General features: G+C 74.3%; 13 protein-coding genes. 7 read left to right on the top strand and 6 right to left on the bottom strand.

Annotated features, from left to right (window positions below; all coding sequences use genetic code 11):
• Positions 1-168 precede the first annotated feature (168 nt).
• From QSK52_RS12935 to rarD, 3 genes are all read left to right on the top strand, one after another.
• On the top strand, positions 169-2,088 hold the full coding sequence (locus QSK52_RS12935) for a 2-oxoacid:acceptor oxidoreductase subunit alpha (protein ID WP_435053240.1): 1,920 nt from the start codon (positions 169-171) through the stop codon (positions 2,086-2,088).
• Positions 2,085-3,122, top strand: coding sequence for a 2-oxoacid:ferredoxin oxidoreductase subunit beta (locus QSK52_RS12930; protein ID WP_285736134.1), 1,038 nt, complete (start codon positions 2,085-2,087; stop codon positions 3,120-3,122). Before QSK52_RS12935 ends, QSK52_RS12930 begins: the two co-directional genes overlap by 4 nt.
• Positions 3,123-3,281: 159 nt before the next feature.
• Positions 3,282-4,205 carry an EamA family transporter RarD gene (gene rarD, locus QSK52_RS12925; RefSeq protein WP_285736133.1) on the top strand — a complete coding sequence of 308 codons (924 nt, stop codon included), beginning with the start codon at positions 3,282-3,284 and terminating at the stop codon, positions 4,203-4,205.
• A 10-nt stretch (positions 4,206-4,215) separates the two neighbouring features.
• Here the strand turns inward: rarD and QSK52_RS12920 are convergent, their stop codons facing one another.
• A complete protein-coding gene (locus tag QSK52_RS12920; protein ID WP_285736132.1) occupies positions 4,216-5,466 on the bottom strand; it encodes an ABC transporter substrate-binding protein in 1,251 nt (416 codons plus the stop codon).
• Positions 5,467-5,689: 223 nt separating this feature from the next.
• Here QSK52_RS12920 and QSK52_RS12915 point away from each other — a divergent pair, with 223 nt between their 5' ends.
• Positions 5,690-6,019, top strand: coding sequence for a hypothetical protein (locus tag QSK52_RS12915; protein WP_285736131.1), 330 nt, complete (start codon positions 5,690-5,692; stop codon positions 6,017-6,019).
• 186 nt (positions 6,020-6,205) lie between these two features.
• On the opposite strand, the gene QSK52_RS12910 is transcribed toward QSK52_RS12915, so the two are convergent.
• Positions 6,206-7,417, bottom strand: coding sequence for a LolA family protein (locus tag QSK52_RS12910; RefSeq protein WP_285736130.1), 1,212 nt, complete (start codon positions 7,415-7,417; stop codon positions 6,206-6,208).
• A 185-nt stretch (positions 7,418-7,602) separates the two neighbouring features.
• On the opposite strand from QSK52_RS12910, the gene QSK52_RS12905 reads away from it, so the two are divergent.
• Positions 7,603-10,209, top strand: a complete 2,607-nt coding sequence (locus QSK52_RS12905) for a bifunctional FO biosynthesis protein CofGH (protein WP_285736129.1) — start codon at positions 7,603-7,605, stop codon at positions 10,207-10,209.
• Positions 10,210-10,215: 6 nt separating this feature from the next.
• Here the strand turns inward: QSK52_RS12905 and QSK52_RS12900 are convergent, their stop codons facing one another.
• A complete protein-coding gene (locus tag QSK52_RS12900) occupies positions 10,216-11,307 on the bottom strand; it encodes a tyrosine-protein phosphatase (protein WP_285736128.1) in 1,092 nt (363 codons plus the stop codon).
• A gap of 194 nt (positions 11,308-11,501) precedes the next feature.
• On the opposite strand from QSK52_RS12900, the gene QSK52_RS12895 reads away from it, so the two are divergent.
• Positions 11,502-12,626 (top strand): ADP-ribosylglycohydrolase family protein, encoded by a 1,125-nt coding sequence (locus QSK52_RS12895; RefSeq protein ID WP_285736127.1) that lies wholly within the window; start codon positions 11,502-11,504, stop codon positions 12,624-12,626.
• 128 nt (positions 12,627-12,754) lie between these two features.
• Here the strand turns inward: QSK52_RS12895 and QSK52_RS12890 are convergent, their stop codons facing one another.
• From QSK52_RS12890 to QSK52_RS12880, 3 genes are all read right to left on the bottom strand, one after another.
• Positions 12,755-12,961 carry a DUF397 domain-containing protein gene (locus tag QSK52_RS12890; protein ID WP_285736126.1) on the bottom strand — a complete coding sequence of 69 codons (207 nt, stop codon included), beginning with the start codon at positions 12,959-12,961 and terminating at the stop codon, positions 12,755-12,757.
• On the bottom strand, positions 12,958-13,815 hold the full coding sequence (locus QSK52_RS12885) for a helix-turn-helix domain-containing protein (protein WP_285736125.1): 858 nt from the start codon (positions 13,813-13,815) through the stop codon (positions 12,958-12,960). Before QSK52_RS12885 ends, QSK52_RS12890 begins: the two co-directional genes overlap by 4 nt.
• A gap of 326 nt (positions 13,816-14,141) precedes the next feature.
• Entirely contained in the window at positions 14,142-14,870 is a 729-nt protein-coding gene (locus tag QSK52_RS12880) for a GOLPH3/VPS74 family protein (RefSeq protein ID WP_285736124.1), read from the bottom strand.
• A gap of 300 nt (positions 14,871-15,170) precedes the next feature.
• Between QSK52_RS12880 and QSK52_RS12875 the strand changes: the two genes are divergently transcribed.
• Complete coding sequence (locus tag QSK52_RS12875; RefSeq protein ID WP_285736123.1) at positions 15,171-17,444, top strand: serine hydrolase; 2,274 nt, start codon at positions 15,171-15,173, stop codon at positions 17,442-17,444.
• Positions 17,445-17,466: the final 22 nt, after the last annotated feature.

Genomic DNA, 17,466 nt, shown 5'->3' with positions numbered 1-17,466 from the left:
CCGTTCCGGCCACCGGAACGGTCTGCGCGAGTTCCCCTCCAGTCGCGCCCCGCCCGCTTAGGATTCCCTCGGTGCACCAGGCGGACGGGGCACACGGCTCACGCCCGCTGCTGGCTCCCCGACAGGAGGTCCGCGGCAGTGACCAGTCAGGTCGATCAGTCAGAAGCAGTGGACGGCTCGGACGGCGACGGCCCGGCCGTGCCGGCGCGTCCGGCGTCCGGGCGGACGGCCAAGCCGATCCGGCGGCTGGACCGGGTGATCATCCGTTTCGCGGGCGACTCGGGCGACGGCATGCAGCTCACCGGCGACCGCTTCACCTCGGAGACGGCGGCGTTCGGCAACGACCTGTCCACGCTGCCGAACTTCCCGGCCGAGATCCGGGCGCCCGCCGGGACGCTGCCGGGGGTCTCCAGCTTCCAGCTGCACTTCGCCGACCACGACATCCTCACGCCGGGCGACGCGCCGGACGTGCTGGTGGCGATGAACCCGGCGGCGCTGAAGGCGAACCTGCCGGACCTGCCGGCCGGGGCGGAGGTCATCGTCAACACCGACGAGTTCACCAAGCGGGCGCTGGCGAAGGTCGGGTACGCGGCGGACCCGCTGGGCGACGGCTCGCTGGAGGCGTTCCGGGTGCACCCGGTGCCGCTGACCACGCTGACGCTGGAGGCGCTGAAGGACAGCGGGCTGGCCCGCAAGGACGCCGAGCGGGCGAAGAACATGTTCGCGCTGGGCCTGCTGTCCTGGATGTACCACCGGCCGACGCACGGCACCGAGCTGTTCCTGCGGCAGAAGTTCGCCAAGAAGCCGGAGATCGCCGAGGCCAACGTGGCGGCGTTCCGGGCCGGTTGGAACTTCGGCGAGACCACCGAGGAGTTCGCGGTCTCCTACGAGGTGCCGCCCGCCGAGCTGGCCCCCGGCACCTACCGCAACATCTCCGGCAACCTGGCGCTCTCGTACGGCCTGGTCGCGGCGGGCGAGCGCTCGGGCCTGCCGGTGTTCCTCGGCTCGTACCCGATCACCCCGGCCTCGGACATCCTGCACGAGCTGTCGAAGCACAAGAACTTCGGCGTGCGGACCTTCCAGGCGGAGGACGAGATCGCCGGGATCGGCGCCGCGCTGGGCGCGGCGTTCGGCGGGGCGCTGGGGGTGACGACGACCTCCGGGCCGGGCGTGGCGCTGAAGTCGGAGACGATCGGGCTGGCGGTGTCGCTGGAGCTGCCGCTGCTGGTGGTCGACATCCAGCGCGGCGGCCCGTCCACCGGCCTGCCGACCAAGACCGAGCAGGCCGACCTGCTGCAGGCGATGTTCGGCCGCAACGGCGAGGCGCCGGTGCCGGTGGTGGCGCCCGCGACGCCCGCCGAGTGCTTCGGCGCCGCGCTGGACGCGGCCCGGATCGCGCTCACCTACCGGACGCCGGTGTTCCTGCTCTCGGACGGCTACCTGGCCAACGGCTCCGAGCCGTGGAAGCTCCCGGAGGTCGGCGAGCTCCCGGACCTGCGCGTCGAGTTCGCGACCGAGCCGAACGGCCCGGGCGGCTCCTTCCGCCCCTACCAGCGCGACCCGCGGACGCTGGCCCGCCCGTGGGCGGTGCCCGGCACTCCGGGCCTGGAGCACCGGATCGGCGGCATCGAGAAGCAGGACGGCACCGGCAACATCTCGTACGACCCGGCGAACCACGACTTCATGGTCCGCACCCGGCAGGCCAAGGTCGACAACATCGCCGTCCCGGACGTCGAGGTCGACGACCCGAGCGGCGAGGCCCGGGTCCTGGTGGTCGGCTGGGGCTCCACGTACGGCCCGATCACGGCCGCGGTGCGCCGGGTGCGGGCGGACGGCGGGCACGTCGCCCAGGCCCACCTGCGGCACCTGAACCCCTTCCCGGCCAACCTCGGCGCGGTGCTGGAGCGCTACGAGCGGGTGATCGTCCCCGAGATGAACCTCGGCCAGCTCGCCCTCCTGCTGCGCGCCAGGTACCTGGTCGACGCGCAGTCCTACAACCAGGTCCGCGGCCTGCCGTTCAAGGCCGCCCAACTCGCCGACGTGCTGCACGCCGCGCTCGGCAGCCTCGACGCGGAGGAGACCCGATGACCGACTTCCCCGCCCTGCGCCTGGTCCCCAAGGCGGACGGCCCGCAGTCCGCGAAGGACTTCAAGACCGACCAGGAGGTGCGCTGGTGCCCGGGCTGCGGCGACTACGCCATCCTGGCGGCCGTCCAGTCCTTCATGCCCGAGCTGGGCATCCGGCGGGAGAACACCGTCTTCGTCTCCGGCATCGGCTGCTCCTCGCGCTTCCCGTACTACATGAACACCTACGGGATGCACTCGATCCACGGCCGCGCGCCGGCGATCGCCACCGGCCTGGCCGCCTCCCGTCCCGACCTGTCGGTGTGGGTGGTCACCGGTGACGGCGACGCGCTGTCGATCGGCGGCAACCACCTGATCCACGCGCTGCGCCGCAACGTCAACCTGAAGATCCTGCTGTTCAACAACCGCATCTACGGGCTGACCAAGGGCCAGTACTCGCCCACCAGCGAGGTCGGCAAGATCACCAAGTCGACGCCGATGGGCTCGCTGGACGCCCCGTTCAACCCGCTGTCGCTGGCGATCGGCGCCGAGGCGAGCTTCGTGGCCCGCACCATCGACTCCGACCGGCAGCACCTGCAGTCCGTGCTGCGGGCCGCCGCGCAGCACGAGGGCACCGCACTGGTGGAGATCTACCAGAACTGCAACATCTTCAACGACGGCGCCTTCGAGGTCCTGAAGGAGCCCGGCACCCGCGACGAGGCGCTGATCCGGCTGGAGCACGGGCAGCCGGTCCTGGCCGGGGCCGGGCACCACGTGGTCCGCGACCCGGACGGCGAGCTGCGGATCGCCCCGCGCAGCGAGGGCACCGCGATCGTCCACGACGCCCACGCGGCGAGCCCGAGCACCGCCTTCGCGCTCACCCGGCTCGCCGACGCCGACACCCTGCACCACACGCCCGTCGGCGTGCTGCGCGACGTCTCCCGCCCGGTCTACGACACCCAGCTGACCGAGCAGCTCGCCCGCGCCGAGGAGCGGCAGGGTCGCGGCGACCTCGCCGCGCTGCTCGCGGGCTCCAGCACCTGGACGGTGGGCGGGTAGCGGCACCCCGGCCGGGCCCGGAGGAGCGGTGCTCCTCCGGGCCCGGCCCTCCGCCCTCCCTGTCAGGAGCCAAACCCGAAATAGGAGATGACAGCGGCGCGTGCGGGCCGCTACCTTTCGGGTGGATGCGATAGCGTGCGGCGAGGTGAAGGGCAGGCCATGGCGGAGGGTGCGCGGGAGGCCAGGATCGGGTTGTGGAACGGCTTCGCGGCGTACGGGATGTGGGGGCTGTTCCCGCTGTTCTGGCCGCTGCTGGAGCCCGCCGGGGCCCTCGACATCCTGGCCAACCGGATGGTGTGGTCGCTGGTCGCGGTCGGCGCGATGCTGCTGGTGCGCCGCCGCTGGGCGTGGATCCGCCCGCTGCTGCGCCAGCCGCGGCGCCTGGGCCTGCTGGCGCTCGCCGCCGCCACCGTCTCGGTCAACTGGGGCGTCTACATCTGGGGCGTGAACTCCGGCCACGTGGTGGAGACCAGCCTCGGCTACTTCATCAACCCGCTGGTCACCATCGCCTTCGGGGTACTGGTGCTGCGCGAGCGGCTGCGCCCGGCGCAGTGGGCGGCGGTCGGCGTCGGCGCCGCGGCCGTGCTGGTGCTGACGGTCGCGTACGGCCGCCCGCCGTGGATCGCGCTGGCGCTGGCGTTCTCCTTCGCCACCTACGGCCTGCTGAAGAAGAAGGTCGGCCTGGGCGGCCCGGAGAGCCTCGCCGTGGAGAGCGCCGTGATGTTGCCCTTCGCGCTGGCCTTCCTGGTCTACCTCGCGGTGCGCGGCGAGGGCACCCTCGGCCACGGCTGGGGGCACAGCGCGCTGCTGGTGCTCAGCGGCGTGATCACGGCGGTGCCGCTGATGTGCTTCGGCGCGGCCGCGCTGCGGGTGCCGCTGACCACGCTGGGGCTGCTGCAGTACCTGGCGCCGGTCTTCCAGTTCCTGATCGGCGTCGCGGTGTTCCACGAGACGATGGCCCCGGCCCGCTGGGCGGGCTTCGCCCTGGTCTGGGTGGCCCTGGTGGTGCTCAGCGCGGACGCGCTGCGCCGGATGCGGACCGAGCGCCGGCGGGCCCCCGTCCTGGAGGCCGTCGCGGGCTGACGGCCCGCCCTCAGACCCGCGCGAGCTCGCGGGCCAGCCGGGTGCTGTCGCGGTGCCCGGTGAACGCGCCCGCGGCGGCCACCGCGGCGGCCCGGCGGCCGGGGCCGAGCAGGCCGCCGTGGGCCAGCGAGTCGACCGGGCGGCGGGTGCGCCACTCGTCCAGCGACCAGCGGGCGTACGGGCCGAACAGCGCGCGGGTGGTGTCCGGCAGGTCGGTGCGGGCCGGGACGGCGGCGCGGGCCCCGTTCAGGGCGACCTGGCCGTCCGGGCCCGCGCAGACGTCCAGCCAGGCCAGCGCGGCGGGGCGGTTGCGGGCCCCGCGGGGCAGCGCGAAGGCGTCGAGGCGGGACTGGAACAGGCCGTCGGTGCCGGGCGCCGGGCCCCAGCCGTAGTCGGTGCCCGGGCGCAGGGCCAGGTTGTCGCGCAGCCAGGTGTCGGCCCAGTCGCCGGTGACCAGGTACCCGGCCTGACCGGTGCCGAGCAGCCGGGCGGCGTCCGTCCAGTCGGCCCCCGGCGCGGGCGGGGCGGCCAGCGCCAGCAGTTGGTCCAGGGTGCGCAGCGCGCCGGTGGTGGCGGGGGAGTCCCAGGGCCCGCCGGGCCGCCAGAGGGCGGCGAAGGCGTCCGGTCCGTGCGCGGCCAGCAGGACGGTCTCGGCCAGGTGCAGCACCTCGGTGGGGCCGCCGACGGCCAGCGGGACGGCGCCGGTCGCGGCGACGCTCCGCAGCCGCTCCAGCAGCCCCGCGGTGTCCCGCGGGGCGGCGCCCGCCCCGGCGGCGGCCAGCACCCGCGGGTTGGTCCACAGCAGGTTGGTGCGGCGCGCCCCGGCCGCGACGGCGTGCAGGACCCCGCGGACGCCCAGCCGGGGCAGCAGCGCCCCCGGTAGCCCGGCGGCCCAGCCGCGGGCCCTGGCGAGGCCGTCCAGCGGCTCCAAGTAGGGTGCCAGTTCGGCGAGTTCGGCCCCGCCGACGCACCGGAAGCCGTCCGGCGGCGGACCGTCGGCCAGCCGCGCCGCGAGAGCGGTGCCCGCCGGGTTGGAGCCGTCCCCCGCGACGAAGGTGACGTTCGGCGCCCGGCCCTTCAGTGCGGCCAGCAGCGCCTGCAGGCCGTTCTGCTCCGGCCCCGCCGTCCAGCCCGTCGAGACCTCCAGCAGCCCCGACGGCCCGCTCCCCGAACTCGCCTCCGCCGACCCGTACCGGGCCAGCGCCGTGCCGCACAGCGCGGCCAGTCCGCCCAGCAGGACCTGACGGCGGCGGATCGGCACGGCGCTCCCAGCGGGTCGAACGGACGGGCGGGCGAACAACGGACGAACGGTCCGCGGCGGCCCACCATCCCACCGTCCGGCCCGAGCCCGCGTCAAGGGTCCGGCCCGGCCCGGCGCCCGGGAAGAACGCCTCCTCGGGATCTCCTCAACCGGACTCCCGGACTGCTAACGTCCGTGCTGCGCGACCCGGCCGCAGCTGTCCCGGCGCGCGGGAGGAACTCCGATGGTGCACCTCGCCCGGCCCGTGCTCCACCACGTTCCCGCGGTGCGACGGGAAGCGGGCGGGGCCCAGAGCGGCGAGCTGCGCATCACCCGGCAGGCGGGTCTCCCCGCCGCCATCAGCTGGCGCCCCGCGGGCGGCGACCCGGTCGACCTGCTCCCGCCCTACCGCCTCGACCGGGTCGAACTCCGCCACTCCCCCCGCGCCCGCCTGCACGGCCTCACCGCGGGCGTCCGCCTCGTCACCACCGGCTGGTCCCCGCTCTTCCTCGTCCCCCCGTCCGACCTCCCGGCCCTGGCCCTGGCGGCGGCGTCCACCCGCCAGGTGCGCTGACAGAGGGACCCGTCAGGGGCCCGGGGAACGGCGGGCACGAGTCTGCTGACGGTTCACTGCCGGTGCGGGCATCGGCTTCGGGTTCTGTTCCCGGCCCGAAGCAGCACGGACGTGCCGATGGGCTCCGGCCGCCGGCAGCTCGGACTCGCCGTTCCCCGAGCCCCCGGATCGTCCCCCTGCTTCTGCCTAGGAGTTCTTCGCCGCCTTCTGCAGGGTCTCCGGGGTGACCGCGCCGAGGTAGACGCGCCCGTCGTCGGTGATCAGGGCGTTGACGATGCGGGTGGAGACCAGGGTGCCGCCGTCCACGTGGCGGCCGGCGAACTTGCCGAGGCCCTTCGCGGCGTCGGCGCCCGCCGCGCCGTGCAGGACGGTGGTCCAGCCCTCGCCGATGACGGCGGCGGGGCCGGCCCCGGCGGTGTCGAACTCGGGGAGGACGGAGGACAGCGGGCCGTCGGGGTGCCCGTCGGCGGGGGCCTCGGTGACCTTGGCGCCCTTGGGGGCGGTGAACTCGAACGTCGCGGCGTCGGGCTTGGCGTAGGAGAGGCTGCCGAAGCGGACGTCGAAGGCGGTCGCGCCGTCGACGGTGCGGACCTGGACGGCCAGCGGCACGCCCTTCTCGGCGTCGACGGCGACCCGGATCTCGTCGATGGTGGACCCGGACTGCTTCGGCTTGATGCTGAGCCGGTACGCGGCGTGCCCGGCGACCCGCTCGGTGCCGCTGACGGTGACGGCGGTGGTCGCGGCGGACTGCTCCAGGAACCGCTTGGCGACCTCCTGCGGGGTGAGGGAGCCGATGCCGGGTCCGGCGGCCCGGTGCCCGTCCGCGGCGCCCGCCGGGGCGGTGAGGTGCAGCGCCTGCTGGGAGCCGCGGTCGTAGGCCCACAGCTGGGTGCCGTTGTGGACGAGCTCGTAGCCGGACGACTTCTCACCCGTGAGGACGACCTTCTGCCGGTCGGGCCCGTCGGAGGCGACGCTCAGGGTGTGCGCGCCGCCGAGGAGTTCGACGGCCTTGAGCTGCGGGTCGGCGCTGCCGACCGGGGCGCCTGCGCTGCGGGCGAGGTCGCCGACCGGACCGGAGCCGCCGAGGGCGTCGGTGAGGGCGGTGGGCAGGCCGAGGTCGGCGCTGACCCGGACGGTGCCGGAGAAGGTGTCGGTGTCGGCGGCGAGCGCCTTGGCGACGAGGTCCTGGGCGCTGATCGTGGGCAGGTCGGGCGCCTCGTCGCTGGCGAGCGCGGGCAGTCCGATGCCGACGGCGACCGCGGCGGCCACGGCCACCGGCACGCCGACGCGGACGGCGGTGCGCCGCTTCACCGGTCGGGCGGGCCGTCCGGCGGGTGCCGCGGGCGGTGCGATCCGGAGCGGCGTGGTGTCCTGTCCTGCGGTGGAGTCGTGCTCCATGGCAGCCCCCTTCCGAGTGCCTGTGCGCTGTCATCGTCCATTAGAGCCCCCGGCGGCCCGCGGCGGCGTCGCCCGGCGGCAGCAGATCCGGGTACGCCTGGCGTTGTATCCGGGGCATTGCGACCCTGAGAAGCCGTCAGGGTCGTGTAGTCCCGCAGGGGTACCTCTCGCGTAGGGTCGGGCCCATGAGCCCTCAGCACCCGTCCGAGCGCCCGTCCGAGCCCACGTCCGCGCCCGCCCCGACCGCGACCGCGATGCGGCGCGCGTTGCGCCGGGCCAGGGACGGGGTGGCGCTGGACGTCGCGGAGGCGGCGGTGCTGCTGCAGGCCCGCGGCGCTGACCTCGCCGAGCTGTGCGCGGTCGCGGCCCGGCTGCGGGACGCGGGACTGGAGCAGGCCGGCCGCCCCGGCGTCATCACGTACTCGCGCAAGGTGTTCGTCCCGCTGACCAGGCTGTGCCGGGACCGCTGTCACTACTGCACCTTCGCCACCGTGCCCGGCAGGCTCCGCCGGGACGGCCACGGGCTGTACCTGTCCCCGGACGAGGTGCTGGACATCGCCCGCAAGGGGGCCGAACTCGGCTGCAAGGAGGCCCTGTTCACGCTCGGCGACCGCCCCGAGGCCCGGTGGCCGGAGGCCCGCGAGTGGCTGGACGCGCACGGCTACGACGACACCCTGGCGTACGTGCGGGCGATGGCGGTGCGGGTGCTGGAGGAGACCGGGCTGCTGCCGCACCTCAACCCGGGCGTGCTGTCCTGGACGGACTTCCAGCGGCTCAAGCCGGTCGCCCCGTCGATGGGCATGATGCTGGAGACCACCGCCGTCCGCCTCTGGTCGGAGCCCGGCGGCCCGCACCACGGCTCGCCCGACAAGGAACCGGCCGTCCGGCTGCGGGTGCTGGAGGACGCCGGGCGCAGCGCGGTGCCGTTCACCACCGGCGTGCTGATCGGCATCGGCGAGACGTACGAGGAGCGGGCCGACTCGCTGCTGGCGATCCGCCGGGTCGCCCGCGCCTACCAGGGCGTGCAGGAGGTGATCGTGCAGAACTTCCGGGCCAAGCCGGACACCGCGATGCGCGCCATGCCGGACGCCGAACTGTCCGAGCTGGCCGCGGCGGTGGCGGTGGCCCGGCTGGTGCTGGGGCCCGCGGCCCGGATCCAGGCGCCGCCGAACCTGGTGGACGCCGAGTACGCGCTGCTGATCGGCGCGGGCATCGACGACTGGGGCGGCGTCTCCCCGCTGACGCCCGACCACGTCAACCCGGAGCGCCCCTGGCCGCACGTCGAAGAACTGGCCGAACGCACCGCCGCCGCCGGGTTCACCCTGCGCGAGCGGTTGACGATCTACCCCGAGTACCTCAAGCGCGGCGAGCCCTGGCTGGACCCGCGCCTGCTGCCGCACGTCCGGGCGCTGGCCGACCCGGAGACCGGCCTGGCCGTGGAGGGCGCCCGCCCGGTCGGCCTGCCCTGGCAGGAGCCGGACGAGCCGATGACCGGCGGCGGCCGCACCGACCTGTTCCGCACCGTCGACACCGAGGGCCGCACCGGCGACCGGCGCTCCGACTTCGACGACGTGTACGGCGACTGGGAGTCACTGCGCGAGCAAGCCGCGCTGCCCGCCCCCCGCCGCCTGGACGCCGACCTGCGGGCCGCGCTGTCCACGGCCGCCGACGACCCGGTCAGGCTGACGGACGACCAGGCGCTGGCCCTGTTCCAGGCCGACGGCGACGCGCTGGACGCGCTCACCCGGATCGCCGACGACCTGCGCCGCGACACCGTCGGCGAGGACGTCACGTACTGCGTCACCCGGAACATCAACTTCACCAACGTCTGCTACACCGGCTGCCGGTTCTGCGCCTTCGCCCAGCGCCGCACCGACGCCGACGCCTACACCCTCTCGCTGGAGCAGGTCGCCGAACGGGCCGAGCAGGCCTGGCAGGTCGGGGCGACCGAGGTGTGCATGCAGGGCGGCATCCACCCGGACCTGCCGGGCACCGCGTACTTCGACATCGCGCAGGCGGTGAAGGAGCGGGTGCCGGGCATCCACGTGCACGCCTTCTCGCCGATGGAGGTGGTCAACGGGGCGACCAGGACCGGCCTGCCGATCCGCGAGTGGCTGCTGCGGGCCAAGGGCGCCGGACTGGACTCCATCCCCGGCACGGCCGCGGAGATCCTGGACGACGAGGTCCGCTGGGTGCTGACCAAGGGCAAGCTGCCCGCCGCGACCTGGGTCGAGGTGGTCACCGCCGCCCACGAGCTGGGCATCCGCTCCTCCTCGACGATGATGTACGGCCACGTCGACAGCCCGAAGCACTGGCTGGGCCACCTGCGGCTGCTCGCCGGGATCCAGCAACGCACCGGCGGCTTCACCGAGTTCGTCACCCTGCCGTTCGTGCACACCAACGCGCCGGTCTACCTGGCGGGCATCGCCCGGCCCGGCCCGACCGCCCGCGACAACCGGGCGGTGACCGCGATGGCCCGGCTGCTGCTGCACCCGCACATCACCAACATCCAGACCAGCTGGGTGAAGCTCGGCGCGGAGGGCGCCGCCGAGATGCTCCGCAGCGGTGCCAACGACCTCGGCGGCACCCTGATGGAGGAGACCATCTCCCGGATGGCGGGCTCCTCCTGGGGCTCCTACAAGTCGGTCCGCGACCTGGAGGCGATCGCCGCGCTGGCCGGCCGCCCGGCCCGCCAGCGCACCACCCTCTACGGCGAGGTGCCCGCCGAGCGCCGCGCCGCCGCGCTGGCCTCCGACGGGCACCTGCCGCAGCTGCTGCCGGTGCTGGACTGACGCGGGTCAGCCGACCAGCAGGTTCCGGCGCAGCTGCCGCGCGTCCACGCCCAGGTCCTCCAGGTAGGCGTCGAAGCCGCCGTAGCGGGCCTCGACCTCGTCGAAGCCCGCCGCCAGGTACTCGGGGCGGACCTCCAGCAGCGGCCGGTACACCGCCTGCCGGGCGGGCGGCAGTTGGGCCAGCACGGCGGCGTTGGCCCGGGCCCGGTAGGTGTTGGACGCCAGGTAGTCGGCCCGCACGGTCTCCTGCGGCACGCCGAGCGCGGTGAGCAGGGCGGCCGCGCCCCAGCCGGTGCGGTCCTTGCCCGCGGTGCAGTGGAACAGGACGGCGCCGCGGCCGGCGGCGGCGTCCAGCAGCTGCGCGTAGGCGGCGCGGGCGCTGTCGGCGGAGACCATGGTCCGCTCGCCCGCGATCATCGCGTCGACCGCGGCCTGCGGGCTGCTGACGTCGAACTGCCCGGTGTCGGCGGTGCCCAGGACGTTCGCCGAGACGCTCCGCGCGCCCGCCGGGAGCCGGTCGGGGGCGGCCTGCTGCTCGGCGGGGGTGCGCAGGTCGAGGACGGTGCGGATGCCCAGCCGGTGCAGCTTGGCGAGGTCCTGGTCGGTCAGCTCGGACAGGTCGTCCGAGCGGTACACCCGGCCGAGCTCCACCCAGCGGCCGTCCGCCGTCCGGTAGCCGCCCAGGTCGCGGAAGTTGGGGGCGGAGGCCAGGTGCAGCGAGCGGTCGGCGACGACCAGCGGCGCGCCCCGGTCCGGGACCAGCTCGAAGTACCAGCGGTCGGCCGCGCCGAGGCCGGAGACGGTGACGGTGGCGCTGCCCGCGCCGGACGCGACGGCCCGGCGGTGCGCGACGTGGTCCCGGTCGGTGCCCGCGTACACGGTGACGTGCCGGGCGCCGGGCGCGGTCCAGCTGAGGGTGAAGGCGCCGTCGGCCTGCTGGGCGGCGGTGGCGGCGGTGAACGGGACCGCGCGGGCCGAGTGCTGCGCCGGGGCGGCGGACGGGGCGGCCAGGGCCGGGGCGGCGAGCGCGGGGGCGGTGACGGTCAGCGCGGCGGTGAGGGCGGCCGCGGCGACCAGCCGGGTGCGGGGGGAGGTCATGGACGCCGACCGTAGGCACACCGACCGCTGGCCCGGTGGCCTGCGGATGTCGTCGTTCCGACGACCGGTTGAACGAATCGACGTTCGGGGTGGGCCGCCTTTTCGCGCGGCTCTTCGAATAAGGTGCGTCTACCGCCCGGGCGTCCGCCCCGGGCGGTGGACCGTGCCGCCGACCGAAAGGGTTCCGCCTCGTGATGCCTCTGTGGTCACGCGCCCAGCAGCAGGACTTCCGCAGCCGGGTCCGGGGCTGCCTGCTCGGCGGGGCGATCGGGGACGCGCTCGGCGGCGGCGTCGAGTTCGAGCAGCTGGAGCAGATCCGCGAGGCGCACGGCGAGGCCGGGGTGACCGGCTACGTCCCCGCGTACGGGCGGCGCGGCGCGATCACCGACGACACCCAGATGACCCTGTTCACCGTCGACGGCCTGATCCGCTCCCACGTCAACCGCGAGGGCGGCGCCTGGCACCCGCCGTCCGACGTGCACCGCGCCTACCTGCGCTGGTACACCACCCAGCAGGACTGGGGCCCGGACGAGCGCCGCCGGGACCTGGGCTGGCTCGGCCGCCAGGAGTGGCTGTACGCCCGCCGCGCCCCCGGCCAGGCCTGCCTGTCCGGCCTGGCGGGCACCGAGAACGGGCCGCTGCCGACCGTCGAGGAGCCGCGCAACCCCGGTTCCAAGGGCTGCGGCACCGTGATGCGGGCCGCCCCGTTCGGGCTGCTCACCGCCTGGGACCCGGCCCTGGTCTTCCAGCTCGCCGTCGAGTGCTCGGTGCTGACCCACGGCCACCCCACCGGCTACCTGTCCGCCGGGGCGTTCGCGGTGATCGTCCACGCGGTGGCCCGCGGCGGCACCCTGGAGGAGGGCGTGCACCTGGCACTGGCCCTGCTCTCCGAGCGCACCGGCCACGAGGAGACCACCGCCGCCCTGCGCGCCGCGCTGGACGCGGTGCGGGCCGGGGCGCCGTCCCCCGAGCGGGTCGAGGCGCTCGGCGAGGGCTGGGTCGCCGAGGAGGCGCTCGCCATCGGCCTGTACTGCGCGCTGGTCGCCGAGGACATCCGCAGCGGCCTGCTGCTGGCCGTCAACCACTCCGGCGACAGCGACTCCACCGGCTCGATCTGCGGCAACCTGCTGGGCGCCCTGCACGGCGAGACCGCCCTCCCGCCGGACCTGCTGGCCGAGGTGGAGGGCCGCGGCACGATCCTGGAACTCGCCGACGACCTGGTGCTGGAGCTGCTGCACGGCCCCGAACTGCACGGCACCGAGGTCTGGGCCGAGCGCTACCCCGCCGCCACTGCCACCGCCGCCACTGCCACCGCCTGACCCGTCGTACCGGGGGCGGACGCGCAGGTGCCCGCCGCGCGGGAAGCGGCGGGCACCTGCGTGCGGTCCTGCGGTGGTTCGGGCCGTGGCCCGGACCGGTCCGGTCGGGGGATGGCTCAGGCGGCGGCTCAGACCTCGCCGAAGCGGCCCGCACCGGCCGCCGCGGCGAACGCGGCCCAGGACTCGCCGGTGAAGCGCAACTGCGGGCCCTGCGGGTCCTTGGAGTCGCGGACCGCGATCGAGGCCGAACCCGGCACGGCGATCTCTACGCAGGCGCCGTTGCCCCCGCTGTAGCTGCTCTTGCGCCAGGTCAGGCTCTCGGTGGCCTTGCTCATTTCATGAACTCCTCTGCGATGGTGGCGATCATCGACCGACTCTCCGCGACGCTCAGCGCCGCGGCCCTCAGGTGGTCGTACAGATTGGTATAGCGGCGTACGTCGGCGTCCTTCTCCAGGTAGAGATCGCTCGTCACTCCTTCGAAGTAGACGACCGTGGAATCCGCTGACTCGGGGAACTCCAGCAAGGAGAATGTCCCGGTCATGCCGGGGTGCGAGCCGTGGGAGAACGGGATGACCTGCAGGTTGATGTTCGCCCGCTCGCCCAGTTCCACGAGTTGGTACAACTGCTCGGCCATCACCCGCTTGCCGCCGACCTGGCGGCGCAGCACGGCCTCGTCTATGACGACCCACAGGCTGCCCAGCTGGTCCTCGCCGTGGATCCGGTGCTGCCGCTTCAGCCGGACGTCCACCCGGCGCCGGATCGCGGTCGGGTCGGTGTCCGGCTGGGTGCCCGCGACCACCGCCTCCGCGTACTCGCGGGTCTGCAGCAGCCCCGGCACGAACGAGGACTCGTAGGCCCGGATCGAGGAAGCCTCCGCCTCCAGTCCGATGTACACGCTGTACGGGATGTCCCCGAACTCGTGCCACCAGCCGCGCTGGCGCGACTCCTTGGCCATCTCCATCAGCCCGGTGCGGACCCGCTCGTCCTCGACCTCGTAGACGTCGCACAGGTCGCGCACGTCGCGCTGGCTGATCGAGCGGCGGCCGTTCTCCAGTCGGCTGATCTTCGACTGGGAGACCATCAGGCGGCCGGCCACCTCTTCGGCGGTCATCCCCCTGAGTTCGCGCAGGCGCCGCAGTTCGGCACCGAGCCTGCGGCGGCGAACCGTCGGATTCACGCTGGCGGACACATCGACCTCCGGCCCTACTTCTGGCAACAGTGCGGTAATTGGTACCAACCCCCCTGACGCTGAGCAGCATGCCACCTCAACTGCGGTCCGTGCCCGGGAATCGCAGTACCGCAGTGGAACAGATCATTTGAAAATAGCTCAATCGGGATGTCCGCACTTGCCAACGGCGCGCCTACCCGCTAATGGGGATCCCGTGCGGTAAACGGCACTTCGGGAACCGCCGGGCACGGACGCCGGGCCCGGGAACGACCGAGGGCGGGTGGCCCGGTGCATCGCACCGGGCCACCCGCCCTCTGGTCGAACCGAACGCTAACGGCGTGCGCCGCTCATCGCGCGCCCACCCGACTGGCCACGCTGCGCCCCGCGGCGGCGGGACGACCGGCCGGACCGCGCGAACCCGCGGGCGCCGACCTGCCCTGCTGCTGCTGGGCGGGCAGACCGTTCTGCACGTCCATCACCGCGTGGGCCACCATCCCGCCCAGCGGGTCGTACCTGATCAGGTCCCGCAGCCGGGAGCGCGAGGAGCGCCCCTCGTTGCCCGGGTACAGGTGCTTGCCCAGGCCGACCGCGTGCGCCAGCGCCGCCAGCGCCGCCGTCCGCGGGTCCGGCGGCACGCCGGTGCGGATCGCCGTGTCCAGCCGCTGCTTGATCGCCGCGTTGGTGCAGTCGTCCGACGCCTGGTAGCGCGTCGTCGGCAGCACCCCGCAGACCTGCCCGGGCACCGCCGTCACCATGCCGCACCGCTCCAGGTGCGCCAGGTACGTCTGCCGCAGGCCCAGGCGCGGGCCGCCGATCCAGTGCGCGGCGCGCACCGGGCTGCCGCGCCGGCGCAGTAGTTCCAATGCGTGGTCAAGGGTCGGGTCGCCGGTCGGCCGTGGCACCACCACGGCGATCCGGTCCCCGTCCGGGACTATCCTTCCGGCCAGGGACAGCTCGACGAGCTGCGCCCCGGCAAGTCCGAGGTCGAGGGTCTGCGGCTGCGCGGTGGTACCCGTGGCCGGGTCCAGCGCGAGCAACAACAGCTCCTCGGGAATGGTTCGACGGCCTCTGCCCATCCAAGCCTCCCCGCGTGGATGAATGACAGGGTGACGCCTCTCACACAGGCTTGTCGAGTACGCCTCCGAATCGTGACCTTGCCCGGGCAGGCTGGAACCGCCGTCCGACGGCTCCGCGTCCCACCGGGCAACGGCCCGTGCGGGCAGGAAAAACCGCCGGTCGGGCGGGGTGCGACGGGCCCTTGCGGGCTCGGTGCCGGAGACTGTACAGGTGCTGGGCCGGGTCGAGAACCCGCCCGAAAAAAACCAGCTTGTGTGATCGGACCGGCGGTGCCGGGCGGACGAGGAGGAGTGGGTTACGTGGGCGAGTCCCCGAAGAGCGAGCGGCCCGACGGCGAGGAGCGGTCGACCGGAACCGAGGAGACCCCGCGCGAACCCGGCGACAACGCCGCGGGCAACGGCACCGTCCACCTGCGCGTCCGCGATGCGGACACCCGCACCACCGACCTGCGCCTCCCCGCCGACCTCCCCGAGTCCAGCGCCGCCCTCGCCGCCTCCCGTCCCACCCCTCAAGACGAGGACGTCCCGGAATCCGAGACCGAATCGACCGGCCCCCAGCCGACCGTGACGCTGCGGCTGTCGGACCTCCCGGAGAAGGAGAAGGCGAAGGAGAAGGCGAAGGAGAGGGAGAAGGACGAGGAGGAGCCGGAGGACGCTCCGGCGGGGCCCGAGCCGACGATGATGCTCCGGCTGTCGGACCTGCCGAAGGAGGAGGCCGGGGACGGGGCGGAGGCCGAGGACGAGGACGGGGACGGGGACGCGGCGGAGGCCGGGGCCGAGGACGGGGACGAGGAGGCGCCCGCGTCCGCTGCGAAGCCCGAGCCGACGATGACGCTGCGGCTGTCGGACGTCCCGAAGGGGGAGGACGAGGACGCGGACGGGGCCGGGGACGCGCCCGCCGCGAAGCCCGGGGCGACGATGACGCTGCGGGTCGACAAGGAGCGCCCCGAGCAGACCGTGATGCTGCGGCTGCCCAAGGAGGACGCCGGGAAGCCGGAGCCGAGGACCGGGCCGGTCGCCGCCGCGTCCGGGGCGGAGTCCGGGGCGGAGCCGAAGCCCGCGGCCGGGCCGGGAGCGGTGGCGGAGACGGTGCCGATCGCCACCGCCTCCGAGGCGAAGTCGGAGCCGAAGTCGAAGGCGAAGTCGGAGCCGGAGCCGAAGTCGGGCCCGGAGCCGAGGACCGGGCCGGTCGCCGCCGCGGCGAAGCCCGCGCCCAGGGCCGTGCCCACGCCCGCTCCGGCGCCCGCTGCTGCCGCTGCGGCTCCCGTCGCGGCTCCCGCCGCGGCCGCGCCCGGGCCGGAGAGCACCATCGAGGCGCTGGAGGTGTTGAAGGGGCTGAGCGCCCGTCCGGTCTCCCCGTTGCGGCGGGCGTTGAAGCGGGTCGCGCTCTGGGGCGGGTTCCTGGCGGTGGTGCTGGGCGTGCTGGTGGCGGCGCAGTTGCTGCGTCCGCTGCCGACGCCGAAGGCGAAGCTCTCGCTGGCGGACTCGTTCACCTTCGGCGGGGAGCAGCCGAACATCCCGTGGCCGACGAAGGGCCAGGCCGCGGCCGAGGTGGTCGGCGTGGGCAGCCTGGGGTCGTCGGGGGAGGAGACGCCCGTCCCGATCGCGTCGGTGACCAAGGTGATGAACGCGTACCTGATCCTGCAGGCGCACCCCCTGAAGAAGGGGGAGAGCGGTCCGGTGCTCACGGTGGACCAGCAGGCCGCGCAGGAGTCCGGCAACGGTGACGAGTCGACGGTGACGCTGAAGGAGGGCCAGAAGCTCACCGAGTACGAGGCGCTGGAGATGCTGATGCTGCCGTCGGCCAACAACGTGGCCCGGCTGCTGGCGCGTTGGGACTCCGGCAGCGAGGCGGAGTTCGTGAAGAAGATGAACGCCACCGCCGCGCAGCTCGGCATGACCAACACCACCTACGCGGACCCGGCCGGGTACGTCAACGACACCAAGTCGACCGCGAAGGACCAGCTGAAGCTGGCCGAGAAGGTCATGCAGATGGAGATCTTCAAGCAGATCGTCGCCGAACCGGACACCCGGTTCAACGGGCAGCGGATCTACAACACCAACGCGCTGCTCGGGAAGAACGGCAACATCGGCGTGAAGACCGGCTCGTCCACGCCCGCGCAGTCCTGCCTGATGTGGGCGGCGGTCAAGGAGATCGGCGGCGAGCAGCGGATGATCCTCGGCGTGACGCTGGGCCAGCCGCAGACCAAGGAGGAGATGAGCCTGGTGCGCGCCGCCCAGCCGCCGAGCCAGCGGATCAACGTGGCCGCGCAGGCCGCGCTGGCCGGGCAGACGCTGGCCAAGAAGGGCGACGTGGTCGGCTACGTGGACGACGGCGTGGGCGGCCGGGTGCCGCTGGTCGCGGCGAAGGACCTGACCGTGGCGGGCTGGAACGGCGTCACCGCGCACCTGACCCTGACCCCGGTCGGGAAGATCGCGCACACCCTGGCGGCGGGCACCCAGGTCGGCACGCTGGCGGCGGGCGAGGGCGAGGGCCGCGTCGAGGTGCCGGTCACGCTGCAGTCGGACCTGGCCCCGGCGTCCATCGGCTCCCGGCTGCTGCGCCTCGGCTGAGGCACCGCGCCGCGGGGGTGAC

Origin of the sequence: Kitasatospora phosalacinea, assembly GCF_030268885.1 — a bacterium.
Taxonomy (GTDB): Bacteria; Actinomycetota; Actinomycetes; order Streptomycetales; family Streptomycetaceae; genus Kitasatospora; species Kitasatospora phosalacinea_C.
The sequence above is the reverse complement of the archived record's forward strand: the minus strand, read 5'-3'. Positions and strand labels throughout refer to the sequence as shown.